We start from the raw sequence: 21,993 nt of genomic DNA, 5'->3' as shown, positions 1-21,993 counted from the left end.
AGTACTACACGTTATAGAGGGACATGGCGGGTGTGAAGCGGCTCATCGGTGGTAGCCGAGCGTCGGGAGACGAGCACTTTGGGGGGAACATGGCCGAACGCCTGACCGACGAGGACATCGACACCGCCATGGCGGCGCTGGAGGGCTGGCGGCGGGACGGCGACGCCCTGGTCAAGGATGTGCCGATCACGCCCGACAGCTTCGGCTGGCTCAGCGAGGCGGTGCACAACGAGGGCGCCGCGCTGGGTCACCAGGCCGAGATCGAGCGTACGGGGGAGGGCATCCGCTTCCGGCTCTCGACGGGCGACGCGGGCGGGGTCACCGAGCGCGACGTCGAACTGGCCGCCCACATCGACCAGGTGCTCGACGGCGGCGCCCTGGACCGCGGCTGACCTCCGGCGGCCCGCGCTGGACGGGCCGCGTCATCCCCCCTGGCGAGAGCCCCGGTGTGCAGGCTGCACAGGTTGTGCAGGGGCCACACCCTGTGTAGGGTGCATTCGGACAATAGGGGGATTAATGGTGCATTCCGCGCCCAGCCCGCGCTCCGGCGGCGGGATCGTCAGCGTGCTCGCGGTCGCCGGCATCGTCGGCTCGCTCATGCAGACGCTGGTGGTGCCGCTCATCGGCCAGCTGCCGCGGCTGCTGCACGCCGCCCCCGCCGACACGTCATGGGTGATCACCGTGACGCTGCTGGTCGGCGCGGTCGCCACCCCCGTGATCGGCAAGCTCGGCGACCTCTACGGCAAGCGCACCATGATGCTCGTCTGCTCGGTGCCGCTCGTCGCCGGGTCGGTCGTGTGCGCGCTGTCCGGCTCCCTGATCCCGATGATCACCGGGCGCGGCCTCCAGGGGCTCGGCGTCGGCATGATCCCGCTCGGCGTCAGCGCGCTGCGCGACCTGCTGCCGCCCCAGCGCGTCGGCCCGGCCATCGCGCTGATGAGCTCGTCCATGGGCATCGGCGGCGCGCTCGGGCTGCCGATCTCGGCCGCCGTCGCCGAGTACGCCGACTGGCGGGTGCTGTTCTGGGGCGCGGCCGCGCTGAGCGTGCTGGTCGGGGTGCTGATCTGGCTGCTGGTCCCGGCGACGCCCGCCGCCGCCCGGGGCCGCCTCGACCTCGTCGGCGCGTTCGGCCTGGGCGCGGCGCTGGTGTGCCTGCTGCTCGGCGTCTCGAAGGGCGGCGACTGGGGCTGGTCGAGCGGCACCACCCTCGGGCTGCTCGGCGGCGCCGTGCTGCTCGCCCTGCTGTGGGCCCTGTGGGAGCTGCGCGTCCGCGACCCGCTCGTGGACCTGCGCACCACCGCCCGTCCGCAGGTGCTGCTCACCAACCTGGCCTCGATCCTCGTCGGCTTCGCCATGTACGCCCAGTCCCTGGTCCTGATGCAGATCCTGCAACTGCCCGCGGCGCTCGGCTACGGCCTGGGCCAGTCGATGCTGGCCGCCGGGCTCTGGATGGCGCCGTCCGGGCTGATGATGATGGCGGTCTCCTCACTGGGCGCCCGGCTGTCGGCCGCCCGCGGGCCCAAGACCAGCCTGTTCGTCGGCGCGCTGGTCATCGCGGCCGGTTACGGCGCCGCCCTCGGCCTGATGGGCTGGAGCTGGGGTCTCATGATCGCCGGTTGCATCGGCAGCGCCGGGGTCGGCCTGGCGTACGGCGCGATGCCCGCCCTCATCATGGGCGCGGTGCCGAGGAGCGAGACCGCCTCGGCCAACAGCTTCAACACCCTGATGCGCTCCATCGGCACCTCGGTCTGCGCCGCCGTGGTCGGCGTCGTCCTGGCCCAGCTCACCGTCACGGTCGGCGGCCACACGCTGCCGTCGGAGACCGGCTTCCGCGCCGCCCTGATGATCGGCTGCGGCGTCGCGGTGGTCGCCGCGCTGGTCACCCTGACGCTGCCGAAGCCCGTGGCCGCCGCCGCGACGGCCCTCGCCGCGACGTCCGTCCCCACCACCGTCCCCACCGCCGCCCCCACTCCCGCCCCGGCGGCCGGTCCCGCTCCGGCGTCCGCCGAGGCCCTCGGTCCCTGGGAGGACGCGTTCCGCTCGCACGACCTCGCCCCCGAGGGCCGCCACCACCCGCGGCCGGTCCAGCCGGAGGAGACCGGCGTGCTCTCCCTGGAGGAGCGGGACGAGCTGCTCTGGCTCCGCCGCGAGAACGCCGAGCTCCGCCGCGAGCTGGACGTGCTCATGCAGAACGTCGGCGTCTGGCTCAGGAACCTGGCCGACGACAAGCCGGCGGGCTGACCAGCCACAACGCATGCCCGACAAATAATGATTTGAACGAGCGAGTACTCACTCATTACGCTCGTCCGCATGACCAGAAGGCGACGGGTGCCCGCGATGGCGCCCGAAGACCGCCGTGCCGCCCTCATCGAGGCCACCGTCCCCCTGCTGCGCGCGCACGGCACCGCCGTCAGCACCCGCCAGATCGCCGAGGCCGCGGGCGTGGCCGAGGGCACGATCTTCGGCGTCTTCCCCGACAAGGCCACGCTGCTGCGCGCGGCCCTGATGAGCGCGTTCGACCCCGGTCCGGCCGAGCGCGCGTTCGCCGCCATCGCCGCCACGAAGGGGCTGCGCGCCCGGCTGTGCGAGGTGGCGGCGCTGCTGCGGGCGGGCATGACGGCCAACGTCAACATCTTCGCCGTGCCCCGCGAGCTCATGGCCGAGGACGCCGAGTTCCACGAGTACATGCTGGCCAGCCGCACCCGCATCACCACCGCGCTCGCCGCCCTCGTCGAGCCTGACCGCGACCACCTGCGCCGCTCGCCCATGGCCACGGCGCAACTGCTGCTCATGCTCGTCTCGGTGAGCGTCCACCGCGGTTTCGGCCTGTCCGGCGACTTCGGCGACATGGACGACGAGGAGATCGTCTCCGTCCTGCTCGACGGGCTGCTGGTGCGGCCCTCCCTCACCCCCTCGACAGAAAGCGTCCGTTGATGCTGCTACGCCTGCTGCGGGTCCAGCTCAGGCCGTACGGGAAGGAGATCACGCTCGTGGTCCTCTTCCAGTTCGTGCAGACACTGGCCACGCTCTACCTCCCCACTCTCAACGCCGACATCATCGACCACGGTGTCATCACCGGCGACACCGGTTACATCATGCGCGTCGGGCTGGTGATGCTCGGCGTGACGTTCATCCAGATCGTCTGCTCGATCGTGGCCGTCTACTACGGTGCCAGGACCTCGATGGCCCTCGGCCGCGACCTGCGGGCCGCGATCTTCCACCGGGTGCAGGGCTTCTCGGTGCAGGAGGTCAACAGGTTCGGGGCGCCGTCCCTGATCACCCGGACCACCAACGACGTGCAGCAGGTGCAGCTGCTCGTGCTGATGACGTTCACGATGATGGTGGCCGCGCCGATCATGTGCGTCGGCGGCATCGTGCTGGCGCTGCGCCAGGACACGGCGCTGTCGTCGCTGCTGCTCGTCGTGCTGCCGGTGATGATCGTCATCGTCGGCCTGGTCGTGTGGCGCATGCGCCCGCTGTTCCGCACCATGCAGGAGCGCATCGACCGGATCAACCAGGTGCTGCGCGAGCAGATCATCGGCATCCGGGTCATCAGGGCGTTCGTCCGCGACCGGCACGAGCGCGAGCGCTTCGGCGTGGCCAACGAACGGCTCACCGACGTGTCGCTGCGGGTCGGGCGGCTGATGGCGCTGATGTTCCCCTCGGTCATGCTGGTCGTGAACGTCTCCAGCGTCGCCGTCATCTGGTTCGGCGGCCAGCGCATCGCCGACGGCGCCATGCAGGTCGGCGCGCTGACCGCGGTCATCTCCTACCTGATGCAGATCCTGATGTCGGTGATGATGGCCATGTTCATGTTCATGATGATCCCGCGCGCCGAGGTCTCCGCCGAGCGCATCGAGGACGTGCTCGGCACCGAACCGACCGTCCACCCGCCCGCCGAGCCCGTCGTCCCCGACGGGCACGCGGGCGAGCTGGAGCTGCGGTCCGTGGACTTCCGCTACCCGGGCGCCGAGGACCCGGTGCTGTCCGGGGTGAGCTTCACCGCGCGGCGCGGCCGTACCACCGCGATCATCGGCAGCACCGGCAGCGGCAAGACGACGCTGCTCAACCTCGTCCCGCGGCTGTTCGACGCGACCGCCGGCGACGTGCTGGTGGACGGCGTCAACGTGCGCGACCTCGACCCGGCGGCCCTGGCCCGCGCGGTCGGCCTGGTCCCGCAAGGGCCCTACCTGTTCTCCGGCACCGTGGCCTCCAACCTGCGCTACGGCCGGCCCGACGCCACCGACGAGGAGCTGTGGCGGGCCCTGGAGATCGCCCAGGCCCGCGAGTTCGTCGAGGCGATGCCCGGCGGCCTGGACGAGCCGATCTCCCAGGGCGGCACGAACGTCTCCGGCGGCCAGCGCCAGCGCCTGGCCATCGCCAGGACCCTCGTGCACCGGCCGGAGATCTACCTGTTCGACGACTCCTTCTCCGCCCTCGACTACGCCACCGACGCCCGCCTGCGCGCCGCCCTGGCCGCGGAGATCACCGACGCCACGATCGTCATCGTCGCCCAGCGGGTGAACACGATCCGCGACGCCGACCTCATCCTGGTCCTCGACGAGGGACGCGTGGTCGGCAGCGGCGACCACGCCGAGCTCATGGAGACCTGCCCGACATACCGGGAGATCGTGCTGTCCCAGCTCACCGAACAGGAGGCCGCGGCATGACCGCCCAGGCTCCCGCGCGCCGCCCGCAGCCCGCCTTCGGACCGGGCAGGATGATGTCCGGGCCCGCCGAGAAGGCGCTCGACTTCGGCGGCACGCTGCGCAAGCTGATGCGCCTGCTGCGGCCCGAGCGCGCGCTGCTCGGCGTCGTCCTGGCCCTCGGCGTCGCCAGCGTGGCGCTCACCGTCACCGGCCCCAAGATCCTCGGCCACGCCACCGACCTGATCTTCTCCGGCATCATCGGCGCCCGGCTGCCCGCCGGGATCACCAAGGAGCAGGCCGTGGCGGGCCTGCGCGCCAAGGGCGAGGGCAACTTCGCCGACATGGTGTCCTCGATGCACGTCGTGCCCGGCCAGGGCATCGACTTCACCGGGCTGGCCTACGTGCTGGGCTGGGTGCTGGCCATCTACGTGGTGGCGGCGCTGCTCGGCATCGTGCAGTTCCGGCTCACCACGACCGTCGTGCAGCGGGCGGCGTCCCGGCTGCGCGAGCGGATCGAGGCCAAGCTGGGACGGCTGCCGCTCAGCTACTTCGACGGCCAGCCGCGCGGCGAGATCCTCAGCCGGGCCACCAACGACACCGACAACATCGCCCAGACCCTCCAGCAGACCATGAGCCAGCTCATCTCGTCGGTGCTGACCGTCGTGGGCGTGCTGGTGGTGATGTTCTGGATCTCGCCGATCCTGGCGCTCATCGCCCTGGTCACGGTGCCCGTGTCGGTCTACGTCACCACCGTCATCGGCAAGCGGTCGCAGCCGGAGTTCATCAAGCAGTGGTCGTCCACCGGCAAGCTCAACGGCCACATCGAGGAGATGTACGGCGGCCACACCCTGGTCAAGGTCTTCGGCCGGCAGCAGGAGGCCGCCGCCACCTTCGAGGAGCACAACCAGGCCCTGTACGCCTCCAGCTTCCGCGCCCAGTTCATCTCCGGCGTCATCCAGCCGGCGATGATGTTCATCGGCAACGTCAACTACGTGCTGGTGGCCGTCGTGGGCGGGTTCAAGGTGGCCTCGGGCTCGATCTCGCTGGGCGACGTGCAGGCGTTCATCCAGTACTCCCGGCAGTTCAGCCAGCCGCTCACCCAGGTGGCCGGCATGGCGAACCTCGTCCAGTCGGGCATCGCCTCGGCCGAGCGGGTCTTCGAGCTGCTGGACGCCCCCGAGCAGTCGGCCGAGCCGGCCGAGCCCGCGCGTCCGGCCGAGCTGCGGGGCCGGGTGGCGTTCGAGGACGTCTCCTTCCGCTACAGCCCCGACCGGCCGCTGATCGAGAACCTGTCGCTGACCGTGGAGCCCGGCCAGACCGTGGCCATCGTCGGCCCCACGGGAGCGGGCAAGACGACCCTGGTCAACCTCATCATGCGCTTCTACGAGGTGACCGGCGGCCGCATCACCCTCGACGGCGTCGACACGGCCGACATGTCCAGGGAAGAGCTGCGCGCCGACATCGGCATGGTGCTCCAGGACACCTGGCTGTTCGGCGGCACCATCGCCGAGAACATCGGCTACGGGGCCGAGGGCGCCACCCGCGAGCGCATCGAGGCCGCCGCGCGGGCCGCCCACGTCGACCGCATCGCGCACACGCTGCCCGACGGCTACGACACGGTGATCGACGACGAGGGCGCCACGGTCAGCGCGGGCGAGAAGCAGCTCATCACGATCGCCCGCGCGTTCCTGTCCGAGCCGGCGATCCTCATCCTGGACGAGGCCACCAGCTCGGTCGACACCCGTACCGAGGTGCTCATCCAGCGGGCGATGAGCTCGCTGCGCGAGGGCCGGACGAGCTTCGTGATCGCCCACCGCCTGTCCACGATCCGCGACGCCAGCCTGATCCTGGTGATGGAGGACGGCCGCATCGTCGAACAGGGCACCCACGAGGCCCTCCTGGCGGCGGACGGCGCCTACGCCCGCCTCTACTCCGCCCAGTTCGCCCAGGCGGTCGCCGAGGTGGACTGACGCCGGCGTCCCCCGGTACGGCGCCCGCGCGCACCGGGGGACGGCGGTTCAGGGAACCAGTTGGCGGTCGGCGGCCTGCTGGATCAGATCCTTGTCGGTGATGGCCACCGCGTCCGGGATCGCGTCCGGCAGGTCGTCCTCCAGGTAGCGGACCGGCCGGTACCGCCAGGCCGCCAGGCCGATCAGCACGGTCACCGCGCCCGCCACGATCGTGAGCAGGCCGATGCCCCGGCCCCGGGCGGCCCCGGCGATCGGGTCGAAGACGTGCTCGACCAGCGGGCCGGCCAGCAGGAAGCCGATCGGGACCATGGCCCAGCTGAGCATCAGGTTGGTCGCGATGACCCGGCCCTGCAGGTCGAGGCCGACCTTCTGCTGCACGATCGAGAACCAGTGCGCGTTCAGCAGCGCGGTCAGCAGGCCGACGAGGAACAGGCCGGTCGCGGGCAGCGCCGGGTGGGGCGCCAGGCCGATGACCGCGAAGGCGACGCCCAGGGCGACGAAGCAGCCCAGGATGCCGTTCGTGCGGCGGGTCAGGCCGCCGGTCACCGTCATGATCACGCTGCCGATCACCAGGCCCACGCCGGTCATGGACAGCGCGATGCCGAGCCCGCGGGTGTCGGTGAGGCTGAGCAGCAGCGGTGTGGACAACACCTCGACCATCGCGAACGGGAAGTTCAGGAACGAGGTGAACAGGATGATCGCCAGCAGTCCGTGCCTGCGGGTGATGTAGCGCCAGCCGCCCGTCACCTCCCGCCAGAACGGCTCCTCCTGCTTCTTGAACAGCGCGTTCGGGAAACGGACGGCCAGCGTCACGGTGACCGCGAAGAGGAAGGAGGACAGGTCGATCACGATGACGCCGCGCAGCCCGACGGCCGCCATGAGCGCCCCGCCCAGCAGCGGCGCCAGGACGGTCCCGGCCGCCTGCCCGAGCTGGGCCATGCCGTTGGCCCTGCCGTAATACCGTTTGGGCACGAGCTGGGCCACCGCCGCCATGTACGCCGGTTGGTGGAAGGCCGTGGAGATCGACCCGACCGCGACGATGACGTAGACGTGCCACAGGTGCAGCCCGCCCGTCCAGAGCAGCGCGGCCAGCGAGGCCGAGGCCAAGCCGGCCGCCGAGTCGGCGGTGATCATGACGGTCCGGCGGTTCCAGCGGTCGGCGACCGTGCCGGCGATCGGCGCCAGCACCACGGCGGGCAGCAGCGCCATGACCGAGACGATGGCGAACATCGAGATCGACCGCGTCTGCTGGTAGACCCACAGGCCGAGGCCGAACGTGGTCAGCCCGGTGCCGATCAGCGACACGAGCTGGCCGAAGGCCACCAGGAAGAACGTCTTCAGGCTGGCCTGCTGGAAGCGCGGCGGCAGCGGCGCGGGCGGCCGTTCGCCGCCGCCGAGGATCTCGGCCAGCTCGGGCGCCTGGTGCTTGGCGAAGTAGTGCCCGGCCTTCGGGATGACCTCCAGCGACACCGAGTCGGAGAACGCCTCCCATTCGCGGAAGCGCTCCTCGTACAGCTCGGTGGCGCGGTCGTTCTCGCCGACCACGCACACCAGCGGCGCGGACAGCTTCCTGATCGGCTCCTGGTACAGCCGGGTGTAGTAGTCCTCGCCCTCCTGGGTGTCGCGCAGGAAGACGCCCATGATGAAGTCGCGCTCGCGCGGGTCCAGGTCCTCGGTGAAGAAGCCCATGGCCCGCAGGAACTCCAGCGCCTGCCGCTTGGACGTCCACCGCTCCATCGGGAAGACCCGGCGGAACCAGGCGAACGCCTTGCCGGGCAGGCGCGGCGCCGGGAAGTGGCCGCCGACGACCACCTTCACCAGGTCGACGCCCTCCTCCTCCAGCCGGCGCGCCAGCTCGACGGTGAGCGCGCCGCCCATGCAGTGCCCGTACAGCAGCACCGGCCCGCGCACCCGTTCCTTGATCTCCTTCACGCAGCCCTCGACCAGCTCGGTGAAGGGCAGCGCGGGCTCGCCGGGATTGCCGGTGTCGTGGCCCGGCGGCTCCAGCGCGAGCATCGTGATGTGCTCGGGCACCGCCGCCGCCAGCGGCTGGTACGTGATCGCCCCGGCCCCCGCGAACGGCAGGCAGACCAGCGTCACCGTGGCCGCGGGACGCGGCGGCGTCAGCTCGTGCAGCAGCCCGGTGGGCTGGGCCGACCCGTCGAGCGTGGCGAACGCGCGGATCGTCGGGTTCTTGAACAGGTCCAGTACGGTCGCCGGGATGCCGGAGTCGCGTACGGCGCGCACGGCCTTGAAGGAGTCGCCGCCGAGCGCGAAGAAGTCGTCGTCGATGCCGACGCCGCTCACGCCCAGGATCGACGACCACAGCTCGGCCAGCCGGACCTCGGCCGGGGTGCGCGGCGCCGTCCCCTCGGACCGCGTCGGACCCACCGGCTCGGGCAGGGCCTTGCGGTCCACCTTGCCGTTGGGGGTCAGCGGCAGCGCGTCCAGCAGGGTGAACGACGACGGGATCATGTAGTCGGGCAGCTTGCGCCGCAGGTGCTCGCGCCAGTCGTGCTCGCCGTCGGCGACCAGGTAGGCGGCGATGCTCTTGTCCTCCTCCGCGCCGCGCACCACCACCGCCGCCGAGCCGACCGCCGGATGCGCCAGCAGGAGCGTCTCGATCTCGCCCAGCTCGATCCGGTAGCCGCGCACCTTCACCTGGCCGTCGGCCCGGCCGAGGAACTCGATCGTGCCGTCGCCGCGGCGGCGGGCCAGGTCGCCGGTCCGGTAGAGCCGGCTGCCGTCCTGCCAGGTGACGAACCGCTCGGCCGTCAGGTCCGGCCGGCCGAGGTAGTCGCGGGCCAGGCCCGCGCCGCCGATGTACAGCTCGCCGATCACGCCGGTCGGCACCAGCTCCAGCGCGGCGTCGAGCAGCAGGATCCGGGTGTTGGCGATCGGATGGCCGATCGTGATCGGCCCGTCGCCGACCCTGGTGATCGTGGACCAGATCGTGGTCTCGGTCGGCCCGTACATGTTCCACAGCTCGGCCACCCGGCCGCGCAGGTCGGCGGCCAGGTCGGCGGGAAGCGCCTCGCCGCCGCACAGCGCCTTCAGACCTGCCCTGCCGGCCCAGCCCGCCGACAGCAGCAGCCGCCAGGTCGCCGGGGTGGCCTGCATGACGGTGGCCTCCTCCAGCAGGGCGGCCAGCCGCAGCGGGTCGTAGGCGGCCTCGCGGCTCGCGATCACCACCCTGGCCCCGACGGTGAGCGGCAGGAACAGCTCCAGCACGGAGATGTCGAAGGCGAACGTCGTGACGGCCACCAGCGTGTCCCGCCCGGTCAGGCCGGGCTCGCGGCTCATCGAGTCGAGGAAGTTGACCACCGAGGAGTGCTGGACGCGCACGCCCTTCGGCTGCCCGGTCGAGCCGGAGGTGTACAGGACGTAGCAGGGGTTCCCGGCCGTGGCCAGGGCGGGCGGCCGGGCCGCGCTCTCGCCGGGGAAGCCGTCGTCGGCCAGGAGCAGCTGCCCCTGGAAGGCGGTGTAGCGCCCGGCCAGCTCGCGCTCGGTGACCAGCACGCCGATGCCGGAGTGGCCGAGGATGTAGTCCTGGCGGTCCTGGGGGTACATCGGGTCGAGCGGCACGTAAGCGCCGTGCGCCTTGAGCACGCCGAGCAGCGTGACCAGCATCGTGGCCGACCGTTCCATGGCCACGCCGACCAGCGTCTCGGGGCCGACGCCGGCCGACCGCAGCCGGTGGGCGGTCCGGTTGGCCAGCTCGTCCAGCTCCCGGTACGTCAGCGACTCGCCCTCGAAGGCGACGGCCACCGCGTCGGGCGTCCGGTCGGCCTGGGCCTCGACCAGCTCGTGCACGCAGCCGCCGGGCGCCTGGCCGTCCTGGCCGCCGAGCTGTTCGGCCAGCTCCTCGCCGGTGAGGAAGCTCAGAGCGGACAGGCGGGTCGCGGGCGCCTCGACGATCGCGCCGAGCAGCAGCTCGTAGTGGCGCAGCAGCCGCCGGGCGGTGCCCTCGTCGTACAGCGCGGTGTTGTACTCCAGCCGGCACAGCAGCTCGTCGTCCTGCTCGTAGACCTGGAGAGCCAGGTCCACCTGGGCGGTGCGGGTCTCCACGGGCCGGTCGGTCACGGTCAGCCCGGTCATGCCCAGGTCGCTCTGGGGCAGGTTGAGCAGGTTGAACAGCACCTGGAAGAGCGGGTTGCGGGACAGGTCCCTGGGCGGGTTCAGCTCCTCCACCAGCCGCTCGAACGGCACGCCCTGGTGGGCGTAGGCGCCGAGCGCGTACTCGCGCACCTGCGCCAGCAGCTCGGTGTACGGCAGGTCGCCGTCGAGCCGGGCGCGCATGACCAGCGTGTTGATGAAGCAGCCGGCCACACTCTCGAACTCCGGACGGGTGCGCCCCGCCACCGGCGAGCCGACGCAGACGTCCTCCTGGCCGCTGTAGCGGTACAGCAGCGTGTGCAGCGCGGCCAGCAGCGTCATGTAGAGCGTCGCGCCGCGTTCCTGGCTCAGCCCGCGCAGCCTCTTGGCCAGCTCCGCGGGCAGCGTGTGCGTGGCGACCGCGCCCTCGAACGTCTGCATCGGCGGGCGCGGCCGGTCGGTGGGCAGGTCCAGGCTGTGCGGGGCGCCGCGCAGCCGTTCGGTCCAGAAGCCCAGGTCGGTGGCCTGCTCCTGCTGCCAGCGGGCGTAGTCGCGGTAGCCGTACCCGGGCTCGGGCAGCTTGTCGCCGTTGTAGAGCGCGGCCAGCTCGCCCTCCAGCATCGTGATCGTCCAGCCGTCCACGATGATGTGGTGGAAGGCCAGCGACAGCACGTGGTGGTCGGCGGCCGTGCGCAGCAGCCGGGCCCGGAACAGCGGGCCGTGCTCCAGGTCGAAGGGCTCGGCCGCGTCCCTGCTCAGGGCGCCTTCGACGTCGTCGCAGTCCTCGACCGGCAGCGGCGTCTCCCCGGGAGGCAGCACGACCTGCACCGGCTCGCCGTCCGGGGCGTGGAAGACGGTCCGCAGGGCCTCGTGCCGCCGGACCAGCTCGCGCAGCGCGTCGTGCAGGTGCCGCACGTCCAGGTCGCCGCGCAGGTCGAGCGCGGTGGCCACGGCGTAGGCGGCCGAGCCGTGCACCTGGTCGATGAACCACATGCGCCGCTGGATGAACGAGACCGGCGCCGGCCCCGGCTCCGCGACGGCCCGGATCACCTCGGGCTCGGCCGCGGAGGCGACCAGCGCCCGCTGCCCGCCCAGCGTCGGGTGCTCGAAGACCGCCTCGATGGGCAGGCCCAGCCGGGAGGCGAGCTGGGTGGCCACCAGCGAGTCGCCGCCCAGCTCGAAGAAGTCGTCCGAGGGGCCGGCGGGCGTGATGCCGAGCACGTCGCGCCAGGCGGCGGCCACCGGGTCGAGCTCCTCGGCCGCCACCGCCGGGACGGCGACGAGCTCGTGGCGGCGGGCCCGCGGCCCGATCCAGTAGCTGCGCCGCTCGAACGGGTACGTCGGCAGCGACGCCCGCCGCCCGGGAGGCGCGAACGCCGCCCAGTCGACGTCCGCGCCGGCCACCCAGAGCCGTCCGACGCCTTCGAGCAGGGCGGCCGGGCCGCCCTCGGGCTCGGTGAGCAGGGCGACCGACCGGCCGCCCTGCCGGCGCACCAGCGTGCTCAGCGTGCGGCCGGGGCCGACCTCCGCCACCGTCGCCCCGGCCGTCACCAGAGCCTGCGCGCAGTCGGCGAAGCGCACCGCCTCGCGCAGGTGGCGCACCCAGTAGCCGGGGTCGGCGGCCTCGGCGTCGCTCACCCAGCCGCCGGTGACGTTCGACAGGTACGGCACCTCGGGCGCGCGCAGCCGTACCGAGGCGACTTCGGCGGCGAACGCGTCGAGCACCGGGTCGAGCATCGAGGAGTGGAAGGCGTGCGAGGTGCGCAGCGCCCGGCAGGTGACGCCCCGCCCGGCCAGCCGCTGTTCCAGTGCGGCGACGGCGTCCCCCGGACCGGCCACGACGCACGACCCGGGGGCGTTGACCGCGGCCAGCGACAGCTCCTCGCCGAGCAGGCCGCGCACCTCGTCCTCGGGCAGCGGCACGGCCAGCATCGAGCCGGGCGGCAGGCCCTGGACCAGGCGGCCGCGGGCGGCGACCAGGCGCAGGGCGTCCTCCAGGGTGAGGACCCCGGACAGGCAGGCGGCCACGTATTCGCCGATGCTGTGCCCGGCCATCATCGACGGGCGCACGCCGCGTTCGATGAGGGTGCGGGCGAGCGCGTACTCGGTGACGAACAGCGCGGGCTGGGTGAGCCAGGTCTGGTCGAGGTCGCCGGCCTCGCCGTACAGGGCCTCGCGCAGGTCGAGGCCGAGAAACGGCTCCAGGATCGCGGCGGCGGAGTCCACGACGGCGCGGAAGACACCGCCGGACCGGTACAGGCCCGCGCCCATGCCACGGCGCTGCGCGCCCTGGCCGGGGAAGACGAACGCCAGCTCACCCGGACGCGCCTCGCCGGTGACCAGCTCGGCCGTGAGCGCCGCCGGGGTGTCCTCGGCGACCAGCGCGCCGCGATGCCGCAGCGCCCGTCGGCCGTGCCGCAGCGTGCGGGCGACGTCGCCCAGGTCCAGCTCGGGACGGGTGCGCAGGTGGTCACGGAGCCGTTCGGCCGACTCGGCCAGCGCCGGTTCTGTGGCGGCGGACAGGACGAGCAGGTGCGGTCCTGGCGTCGCCGCCTGCCCGGCGGCCGGTTCGGGCGCCTCCTCCAGCACGACGTGGGCGTTCGTGCCGCCCATGCCGAACGCGCTGACGCCCGCCCGCCGCGGCCCCTCGCCCTGTGGCCACTCGGCGCTGGCGGTCGGCACGTAGAACGGGCTGAAGTCGATGCGCGGGTTGGGCGTGCCGAAGTTGACCGTGGGCGGCAGCGTGCGGTGCTTGAGCGCCATCACGGTCTTGATCAGCCCGGCCATGCCGGCGGCCGCGTCGGCGTGCCCGATGTTGGACTTGACCGACCCCAGCGCGATCGGCCGGTCGCCGGTGAAGACCTGCGACAGCGCCGCGACCTCGATCGGGTCGCCGAGCGCGGTGCCCGTGCCGTGCGCCTCGACGTAGCCGATCGTGTCCGGCTCGACGCCGGCCGCCGCGAGGGCCGCCGTGACGACCTCGGCCTGCCCGTCCACGGCGGGGGCGGTGTAGCCGACCTTCCTGGTGCCGTCGTTGTTGACCGCCGAGCCGCGGACGACGGCGTGGATCGTGTCGCCCGCCGCGATCGCGTCCTCCAGCCGCTTGAGCACGACGACGCCCACGCCGCTGGCCCCGATCGTGCCCTGGGCGCCGGCGTCGAAGGGGCGGCAGTGGCCGTCCGGCGAGCCGATGCCGCCGCTCTGGAACACGTAGCCGCGCCGGGTCCAGGCGTTGACCCGGACGCCGCCGGCCAGCGCCATGTCGCAGTCGCCCGCCAGCAGGCTCTGCCGGGCCAGGTGCAGCGCGACCAGCGAGGTGGAGCAGGCGCTGTTGACGCTGACGCTCGGCCCGCGCAGGTCCAGCTTGTACGACGTCCGCGTGGGCAGCGAGTCCTTGTCGTTGGCCAGCATGACCTGGTACTCGCCCACCGCCTTGAGCACGTCGGGCGCGGCGAGCAGGTTCTCGATGAAGTAGCTGCTCATCGCCGAGCCGGCGAAGACGCCGATGTGGCCCGGGTGGCGGGCCGGGTCGCAGCCCGCGTCCTCCAGCGCCTCCCAGGCGGTCTCCAGGAACAGGCGTTGCTGCGGGTCGAGGATCTCGGCCTCGCGCGGGGTGAACTCGAACAGCGTGGCGTCGAACAGGTCGATGCCGTCCAGCACCGTGCCCGACCTGACGTAGGCCGGGTCGGCCAGGCGCTCGGGGTCCTCGCCGTCGGCGAGCAGCTCCTCGTCGGTGAAGTCCTGGACGGCCTCGACGCCGTCGCGGATCGCCGTCCAGAACTCGCCGGGGCCGTTCGCGCCGGGGAAGCGGCAGGCCATGCCGACGATGGCCAGGGCGCCGCCCGCGGTCGCCGTGGCGGTGGGGGCCGTCTCCGGCGTGGTGGGGGCGCCGGGGCTCAGGTAGGCCGCCAGCGTGGAGATCGTCGGATACCTGAACAGGTCGGTGACCGTCAGGGCGAAGCGTTTGCGCAGCCGCTCGTGCACCTGGAGGGCCAGCATCGAGTGGCCGCCGACCTCGAAGAAGTTGTCGTCGAGCCCGAAGTCGCCGGTGCCCAGCGTCTCCCGCCAGGCCCGGGTGACGAGCTGGACGACCTGGTGGCGCGGCATGTGCCCGGCCGCCTCGTCGCCGCGCATCGCCGTGGCCAGCACCTGCCGCAGGTCGGCCACGAGGGCGCGGACCGTTCCCGGCCGGTACAGGTCGGTGTTGTACTCGACGAGCCCGTCCAGGGTCTCGCGGACGCCCACGGTGAGGTCGAACTTGGCGGTGCGCTCGGGGATCTCCACCGGCGTGACCGTCAGCCCGGCCAGCTCCAGCTCCGAGGCGGCCTCGGGCAGCATGTTGAACATCGTCTGGAACACCGGGCTGCGGTCCAGGCGGCGTTCGGGGTTGAGCTCCTCCACCAGCCGCTCGAACGGCATCGCCTGGTGGTCGTGGGCGTCGAGCACCGCCTCCTTGACCCGCTCGACGACCTCGGCGAACGACGGCCCGCCCGACAGGTCGGCGCGGACGGCCAGGGTGTTGGTGAAGAACCCGATCAGGCCCTCGTACTCGACCTGGTCGCGGTTGGCGATGGGCGTGCCCACGACCAGGTCGTCCTGGCCGGAACGGCGGGCCAGCACCACCAGGTAGGCCGCGAACAGCACCATGTACGGCGTGGCCCCGAGGCCGCGGCAGTAGGCCGCGAACTCCTCGCGCGGCAGGTCCAGCGAGAACGGCAGCTCGGCCCCCGCGTACGTCTGGACCTCCGGACGCGGCAGGTCCGGGGGCAGCTCGGTGACCGCCGGCGCGCCCGTCAGCGCGCCGAGCCAGTGGGCCAGGTCCTCGCTGTGATCGCGGTCGCGCTGCTCGATCGCGTAGTCCGGGTACTGCCGGGGGAGCGGGGGCAGCTCGCGGCCCTCGTACAGGGCGCTCAGCTCGCGGCGCAGCACGTCGAGGGACCAGGCGTCGGCCACGATGTGGTGCAGGGTCAGGCGCAGCACGTGCCGCTCGTCGTCCTCGCGCTCCAGGCAGGCGCGGACGAGCGGGCCGGCGGTCAGGTCCATCGGCGCGTCGTCGGGCGCGTCGGCCAGGGGGATCGTCAGCGTGTCCGCCACGACCTGGTACGGCCCGTCCTCGTCCATGGCGAACGTGGTGCGCAGGCTCTCGTGCCGGGCCACCAGGACGTTCAGAGCCCGGTGCAGCGCCTCGCGGTCGAGCGGGCCCTCGATGCGGAAGGCCAGCGGGATCAGGTAGTGGGCGGCCCCGGGCGCGGTCCGGTCGAGGTACCAGGCGCGGAGCTGGGTGAAGGACATCGGCAGCCGCTCGGGCCTGGGCCGCCCGGCCGCCTGCTGCTGCTTCTTCTTGCGTAACGCGTCGAGGAGCTGCCGCTGCTGTGCTGACAGGCTCATTGGTCACCTTCCATGGAACGCAGCAGGGCCTCGGCCTCTTCGTCGGAGTACGCGGCCACCATCAGATAGAGCTCGGCGGCCGTCTCCACCTCGGGGGAGGCCAGCTCGGCGGCCAGCTCGGCGACGGTCGGGCGGGCGAAGAGCGTGCGCAGCGGCACCCGGACGTCCAGCGCGTCGCGCAGCCGGGAGGCGATCCGGGTGGCGTTGAGCGAGTTGCCGCCCAGCTCGAACAGGTTGTCCTCCCGTCCGACCTGCCCGCCCAGCACCTCCTGCCAGACGGCGGCGACGGCCTGCTCCAGCGGCGTGGCCGGGGCCGCCGTGACGGCCCGCGCGGCCGGGCCGGGCTCGGGCAGGGCCTGCCGGTCCACCTTGCCCGACGGGTTCACCGGCAGCGCCGCCAGCGGCACGTACGTGCTCGGCACCATGTACTCCGGCAGCCGCTCGGCCAGGTACGGCCGCAGCTCGGGCGTGCCGTCGGCGACCACGTACGCCACCAGGGCGCCGTCCCTGACCATGACGAACGCCTCGCGCACGGCCGGGTGCCCGGCGAGCACGGCGGCGATCTCGCCCGGCTCGACCCGGTAGCCGCGGATCTTGACCTGGTCGTCGGCGCGGCCCAGGAACTCGATGTCCCCGGCGGCGTCGCGGCGGGCCAGGTCGCCGGTCCGGTAGAGCCGGCGGCCGTCCCGCCAGGTGATGAACCGTTCCCGCGTCAGGTCGGGCCGGCCGTGGTAGCCCCTGGCCAGGCAGGCGCCGCCGAGGTGCAGCTCGCCCGGCACGCCGTCGGGCACCTCGTGGCCCAGCCGGTTCAGGATCGGGGTCTGGACGCCCGGGACGGGCCGGCCGATCGGCGGCAGCCGGGGCCAGTCCTGCGGCGGGCCGGTGAGCGTGTGGGCGATGTCGATGATCGCGCCCTCGGTCGGACCGTACTGGTTGTGCAGCCGCATCCACGGCTTGACGAACCGTTCGAGCTGCGGGGTGACCTGGAGCTGCTCGCCCGCGGTGATCACTTCGCGCAGCGTCTCGGGCGGCTCGATCCCGGCCCCGGCCAGCGACTGCAACGCCACGAACGGGAGGAAGATGCGTTCCACCCGGTTCGTGGCGATGTGGTCGAGCAGGGCGGCCGGGTCGCGTCGCAGCTCGTCGCTGACCATGACCAGCGTCCCGCCGTACGCCCAGGTGCTGAAGATCTCCTGCACCGAGACGTCGAAGCCGAGCGCGGTGAACTGCAGGCTCCGGTACGCGCCGCCGTGCCAGGCCATCAGGTTGGCGACCGGGCGGTGGGTCATCTCCACGCCCTTGGGCTGTCCGGTCGAGCCCGAGGTGAACAGGATGTAGGCCAGGTCGTCCGGGGTGACGCCGCTGTCCGGGCGGTGGCCGGGGCGGCCGTCGAGCTCGGTGTCGACGTACACCGGACGCTCGTGCGGCAGGCTGCCGGCCAGCGCCCGGTGGGTCACCAGGACCGGCGTCTCGACCCGCTCCAGCACCTGGGTGAGCCGGCCCTCGGGGTAGGACGGGTCGAGCGGCACGTACGCGCCGCCCGACTTCAGGATGCCGAGCAGGGCCACGGGCAGGTCGAGCGAGCGACGTACGTGCAGGGCGACCGGCACCTCCGGGCCCACGCCCAGCTCGCGCAGCAGGTGGGCGAGCTGGTTGGCCCGGCGGTCGAGCTCGGCGTAGGTGAGCCGGTCGCCCTCGAACTCGACGGCGACCGCGTCGGGCGTGCGGTCCGCCTGCTGCTCGAACAGCCCGTGCAGGCACTGGTCGGGGCCGCGGCCCGGCGGCTCGTGCCCGCGGGCGAGCAGCGCGGAGACCGGCGCGGCCGGGTCGGCCGCCACCTGTTCGAGCACGCGCACGTAGTGGCCCAGCAGCCGCTCGGCGCTCGCGCGCTGGAACAGGTCGGTGGCGAACTCCAGGCTCATCTCCCGGCCCTCGGCGTAGAGCACCAGGTCGGCCTTGGCGCCGCCGTTCTCCACCTCCTCCAGCACGCGGAAGGTGACCCCGCCGCCGCGCCGGGCGCCCGGCGGGTCCTGCATCGCGAACATCACGTCGAACGGCGGCCGGCCGCCGGGGCACAGCTCCCTGACGATCTCCTCCAGCGGCACGTCCACGGGGGTGGCCAGGACCGTCGCCCGCACCTGCGCCAGCAGGCCCTCGAACGTCGGATCGCCCGCCAGCCCGGTCCTGATCGGCAGCGTCTCGACGAAGAAGCCGATCAGGGCGTCGGCGCCGGGCGCCTCCCGGCCGGCGAACGGCACGCCGGTCACCAGGTCGTCCTGGCCGGTGTAGCGGTGCAGCAGCGCCTGGAAGGCCGCGAACAGCACCATGAACGGGCTCGCCTGGGAGCGTCTGGCCAGCGACTCCAGCTCGGCGAGCAGCCCGTCCGGCAGCGTCGCCCGCACCCGGGCGCCGCGCCGCAGCGGCTCGGCCGATCCCGGGCCGTCGCCGGGCAGCGCCAGCCGCTCCGGCGGCGACTCCAGGACCTTCCGCCAGTACGGCAGCCCGTCGCCCCCCGCTCCGCGCCGGTACGGCCGGGCCGGCTCGGGCAGGCTCTCGCCCGCGTAGAGCCGCGCCAGCTCGTCCAGGAGGACGCCCGCCGACCAGCCGTCGAAGGCGATGTGGTGCACGGTCACCAGCAGCCGGTGCCGGTCGTCGGCCAGCCGCAGCAGCAGCGCCCGCAGCATGGGACCGTTCCGGAGGTCGAACGGGTCGCGGGCGGCGTGCTTGGCCAGCGCGTCCGCGCCGCGCGGGGTGGCGTCCACGACCTTGAGGGGGATCGTCGCGGCCGGCTCGACCACGGCGACGGGCTCGCCGTCGTGCTCCTCGTAGCGGGTGCGCAGCGGCGGGTGGCGGCGCACGATCTCGTTGATCGCCCGTTCCAGCCGTGCGGCGTCGAGGGGGCCGTCCAGGGCGATCAGGATCGGCACGTTGTACTGCGAGCCGCCGGGCGCGACCTGGTCGATGAACCACAGGCGGCGCTGCGCCGGGGTGACGCCCTCGGCGGGGGCGAGGGCGGCGGACGCGGGCGGCAGGTCGTCGATCGCGCGGGCGAGGGCGGCGACCGTGGGGTGCTCGAAGAGCATCCGGGGCTCGACCGGCCTGCCGAACAGCTCGCAGGCGCGGGCGGCGATGCGCATGGCCAGCAGCGACTGGCCGCCGAGGGCCAGGAAGTCGTCGTCGGCGCCGATCGGCCCGGCGTCGAGGAGGTCCTGCCAGATCCCGGCGAGCGCGGCCTCGGTGGGCGTGCCGGGCGGCGTGACCGCGCGGGCGCTCCGGACCGGGTCGGGCAGGGCGGCACGGTCCACCTTGCCGTTGACGGTCAGCGGCAGCTCGTCCAGGAAGACCCAGGCGGTGGGGATCATGTAGTCCGGCAGGAACCTGCGCAGGTGGGCGCGGGCCTCCTGCTCGCCGGCCGGGCCCACGACGTAGGCGACCAGGTCGCCGCCGCGCACGGCCGTGGTCGCCGCCCGCACCCGTGGGTGGCGGCCGAGCACGGTCTCGATCTCGCCCAGCTCCACGCGGTTGCCGCGGATCTTGACCTGGTCGTCCAGCCGTCCCAGGAACTCGTACTCGCCCGAGGCGTCGCGGCGGGCCAGGTCGCCGGTCCGGTAGAGCAGGCGCCCCTCCCCGTCGCGGACGAAGCGTTCGGCCGTCAGCTCCGGCAGGTCGAGGTAGCCCAGGCCGACGCACACGCCGCCGAGGTGGATCTCGCCCTCCTCGACCGGCCGCAGCTCCTCGTCCAGCAGGTGGACGGTGACGCCGGGCAGCGGCCTGCCGAGCGCGGGCGGGCGGGTGCGGCCGTCGTGCGGGGGCACCTCGCCGGCGATGGCGTTGACCGCGCATTCGGCCGGGCCGTACAGGTTGACCAGCCGGAACGGCAGGTCGGGGCGCGGGTGGACGGTCAGCCGGTCGCCGCCGGTGCTCAGCGTGGCGAGGCTGGTCCCGTCCGGCCAGGACAGGCCGAGCAGGCCCTCGGCGATGGGGGTGGGCGCGTAGCAGGTGGTCAGCTCCTGCTCCACGATCCAGTCGCGCAGCGCGGGCAGCGAGAGCCTGGTGTGCTCGTCGGGGATGACCATCGTGGTCCCCCCGGTCAGGTACATCCAGATCTCCCAGACCGACGGGTCGAAGTTCGGGCTGGTGAGCAGCGGGGCCCGGCCGTCCAACCCGAAGGTCTCGTGCGACCAGGCGATCAGGTTGGACAGCGCGCGGTGGGGGACCAGCACGCCCTTGGGGGTGCCGGTCGAGCCGGACGTGTGGATGACGTACGCCAGGTCGTCCGGGCCGGGCACGGGCACCGGCTCGGACGGCTCGTCGGCGGGGACGAGCGTGTCGATCACGGGGACGCCGTCGGGCGCCAGCGAGGCCCATTCCGGCTCGGTCACCACGGCGGCGGCTCCCGCCAGCATGGCGCGGATCCGTTCGGCAGGCGTGGCCGGGTCGATCGGGGCGAAGGCGAGCCCCGCCTTCATGACGCCGAGCTGGCCCGCGACCTGCCGGATCGACCGGCCCGCGAGCACGGCCACCCAGGGCCGTCCGCCGGGCCGTCCGTTCAGGGCGGACTCGCGCAGCCGAGCGGCCACGCCGTTCGCCAGGCGGTCCAGCTCGCCGTACGTGAGGTGTTCTCGACCGGCCGAAACGGCGACCCTGTCCGGGGTCGCGCGCAGCCGGTCCTGGTAACGGTGCAGAACAGATGCTGAGGGTGCTGCATCTGACGTCATTGTCACGCCTGCCGATTGTTGAGTTTTTGGGACTTTTTGGGCACGCCGCGGAACAGAATGACCCTCTTGCCGGAGGGGTGTCAACCCTGGAGTGAATCGCTTGACAGCGCCGCGTCCTGGGCGCTTGTCCTCTGCCGGCAGGGCATCCCCCGGGCCCCGCGATCGCCTGTGCCGCCGGACGACCGGATCTGCCGGACGTCCGGCCGTCGCGCCCCTTCCCCCGTCCGGCGTCCCCCCGCGAGGAGACCGTTCCGGCGAGTCGGCCGCCATTCTTCGAGCCCCCGCATTACCGGCGCTGACAGCCGGACTATCTACAGGTCAGCGACGTTCTGACCAGAAAGGCGAAGTGCACGGGCGGCCCATTCTCAGGCGCTTCCCGTGCACGTGCTCGCGTTCTTTGAGCGCGGTTCACCACCCGCCGCCACGAAGAGCGGACGCCTCAGGAACGCTCCGGCTCGTAGTGCAGGCCCACCACGCCGCAGTCGAACGGGCGCGCGGCGACCAGGCGCAGCCTCTGGTAGCCCTCGCCCGCCGGGAACAACGGCAGCCCCGCCCCGATCGCGACCGGGTTGACGAACAGGTGCAGCTCGTCGATCAGCCCCAGGGAGATCAGCTGCCGGCCGATCGAGGCGCCGCCGGCCACCATCACGTCGCCGCCGGGCTTCGCCTTCAGCTCGCCGACGGTCTCGGCCAGGTCGCCGCCCGCCACGACGGCGTTCCTCCAGGGCGACTCGGTGAGGCTGCGGGAGATGACGACCTTCGGAGTGTTGATCATCTTGTCGATGCCCTCCTCGGTCTCGCCCGCCGGCCGCGACTCCCAGGCCGGGATGAAGCCCTCGGCCAGCCTGCGGCCCAACACGATGGTGTCGACCGGCTCCCACACCGCCGCGACGTGGGCGTTGATGTCGTCGGTCCAGGGGAACTGGAGCCAGTCCATCTCGCCGCCGGGGCCGCCCACGAAGCCGTCCGTGGTGATCTGGAGCTGGAGCTTGACCTTGCGCATCGGTGTTTCCCTTCCGGTTCCGCTCTGTGTGGTCTCCACGATGCCGGAGCATACTTACGGTCTTCTTCCGCCGGGCTTAAGGCCGCCGGGGGCGGAATCGGAAGGGAAAAGGCCGGCGAATGGCGCGCGGATTCACCTCAGGCGCCGCCCGCCCGGAATGCCGGCGGAAA

General features: G+C 72.9%; 8 protein-coding genes. 5 read left to right on the top strand and 3 right to left on the bottom strand.

Annotated features, from left to right (window positions below):
* Positions 1-89: 89 nt before the first annotated feature.
* The 5 genes from ACWCSU_RS29605 (at position 90) to ACWCSU_RS29585 (ending at position 6,619) form a co-directional block, all read left to right on the top strand.
* Positions 90-392, top strand: coding sequence for a 4a-hydroxytetrahydrobiopterin dehydratase (locus ACWCSU_RS29605; protein WP_357709791.1), 303 nt, complete (start codon positions 90-92; stop codon positions 390-392).
* A gap of 124 nt (positions 393-516) precedes the next feature.
* Positions 517-2,241, top strand: coding sequence for an MFS transporter (locus ACWCSU_RS29600; protein ID WP_449939338.1), 1,725 nt, complete (start codon positions 517-519; stop codon positions 2,239-2,241).
* Between the two features lie 69 nt (positions 2,242-2,310).
* Entirely contained in the window at positions 2,311-2,934 is a 624-nt protein-coding gene (locus tag ACWCSU_RS29595) for a TetR/AcrR family transcriptional regulator (RefSeq protein WP_357709785.1), read from the top strand.
* Positions 2,934-4,670: an ABC transporter ATP-binding protein gene (locus ACWCSU_RS29590; RefSeq protein WP_449939335.1), complete on the top strand. Its 1,737-nt coding sequence runs from the start codon at positions 2,934-2,936 to the stop codon at positions 4,668-4,670. The genes ACWCSU_RS29595 and ACWCSU_RS29590 overlap by 1 nt, the downstream gene beginning before the upstream one ends.
* Positions 4,667-6,619: an ABC transporter ATP-binding protein gene (locus tag ACWCSU_RS29585; protein WP_357709779.1), complete on the top strand. Its 1,953-nt coding sequence runs from the start codon at positions 4,667-4,669 to the stop codon at positions 6,617-6,619. Before ACWCSU_RS29590 ends, ACWCSU_RS29585 begins: the two co-directional genes overlap by 4 nt.
* A gap of 48 nt (positions 6,620-6,667) precedes the next feature.
* On the opposite strand, the gene ACWCSU_RS29580 is transcribed toward ACWCSU_RS29585, so the two are convergent.
* From ACWCSU_RS29580 to ACWCSU_RS29570, 3 genes are all read right to left on the bottom strand, one after another.
* Positions 6,668-16,102: an amino acid adenylation domain-containing protein gene (locus tag ACWCSU_RS29580; protein ID WP_449939332.1), complete on the bottom strand. Its 9,435-nt coding sequence runs from the start codon at positions 16,100-16,102 to the stop codon at positions 6,668-6,670.
* The gene (locus ACWCSU_RS29575) at positions 16,099-20,820 is read right to left on the bottom strand and encodes an amino acid adenylation domain-containing protein (protein ID WP_449939329.1); all 4,722 of its coding nucleotides are present in this window, start codon (positions 20,818-20,820) and stop codon (positions 16,099-16,101) included. The genes ACWCSU_RS29580 and ACWCSU_RS29575 overlap by 4 nt, the downstream gene beginning before the upstream one ends.
* Positions 20,821-21,259: 439 nt before the next feature.
* Positions 21,260-21,823: a dihydrofolate reductase family protein gene (locus tag ACWCSU_RS29570; protein WP_449939326.1), complete on the bottom strand. Its 564-nt coding sequence runs from the start codon at positions 21,821-21,823 to the stop codon at positions 21,260-21,262.
* Positions 21,824-21,993: the final 170 nt, after the last annotated feature.

The sequence above is a fragment of the Nonomuraea sp. NPDC001699 genome (genome assembly GCF_053596455.1).
Note: the sequence above shows the minus strand (reverse complement) of the source record. Positions and strands in the feature narration are given on the sequence as shown.

Bases quoted from the DNA above. Each gene is read 5' to 3' on its own strand.
- ACWCSU_RS29575 (WP_449939329.1), bottom strand. From the start codon at position 20,820: ATGACGTCAGATGCAGCACCCTCAGCATCTGTTCTGCACCGTTACCAG.
- ACWCSU_RS29580 (WP_449939332.1), bottom strand. From the start codon at position 16,102: ATGAGCCTGTCAGCACAGCAGCGGCAGCTCCTCGACGCGTTACGCAAG.
- ACWCSU_RS29590 (WP_449939335.1), top strand. From the start codon at position 2,934: ATGCTGCTACGCCTGCTGCGGGTCCAGCTCAGGCCGTACGGGAAGGAG.
- ACWCSU_RS29605 (WP_357709791.1), top strand. From the start codon at position 90: ATGGCCGAACGCCTGACCGACGAGGACATCGACACCGCCATGGCGGCG.
- ACWCSU_RS29585 (WP_357709779.1), top strand. From the start codon at position 4,667: ATGACCGCCCAGGCTCCCGCGCGCCGCCCGCAGCCCGCCTTCGGACCG.
- ACWCSU_RS29595 (WP_357709785.1), top strand. From the start codon at position 2,311: ATGACCAGAAGGCGACGGGTGCCCGCGATGGCGCCCGAAGACCGCCGT.
- ACWCSU_RS29570 (WP_449939326.1), bottom strand. From the start codon at position 21,823: ATGCGCAAGGTCAAGCTCCAGCTCCAGATCACCACGGACGGCTTCGTG.
- ACWCSU_RS29600 (WP_449939338.1), top strand. From the start codon at position 517: ATGGTGCATTCCGCGCCCAGCCCGCGCTCCGGCGGCGGGATCGTCAGC.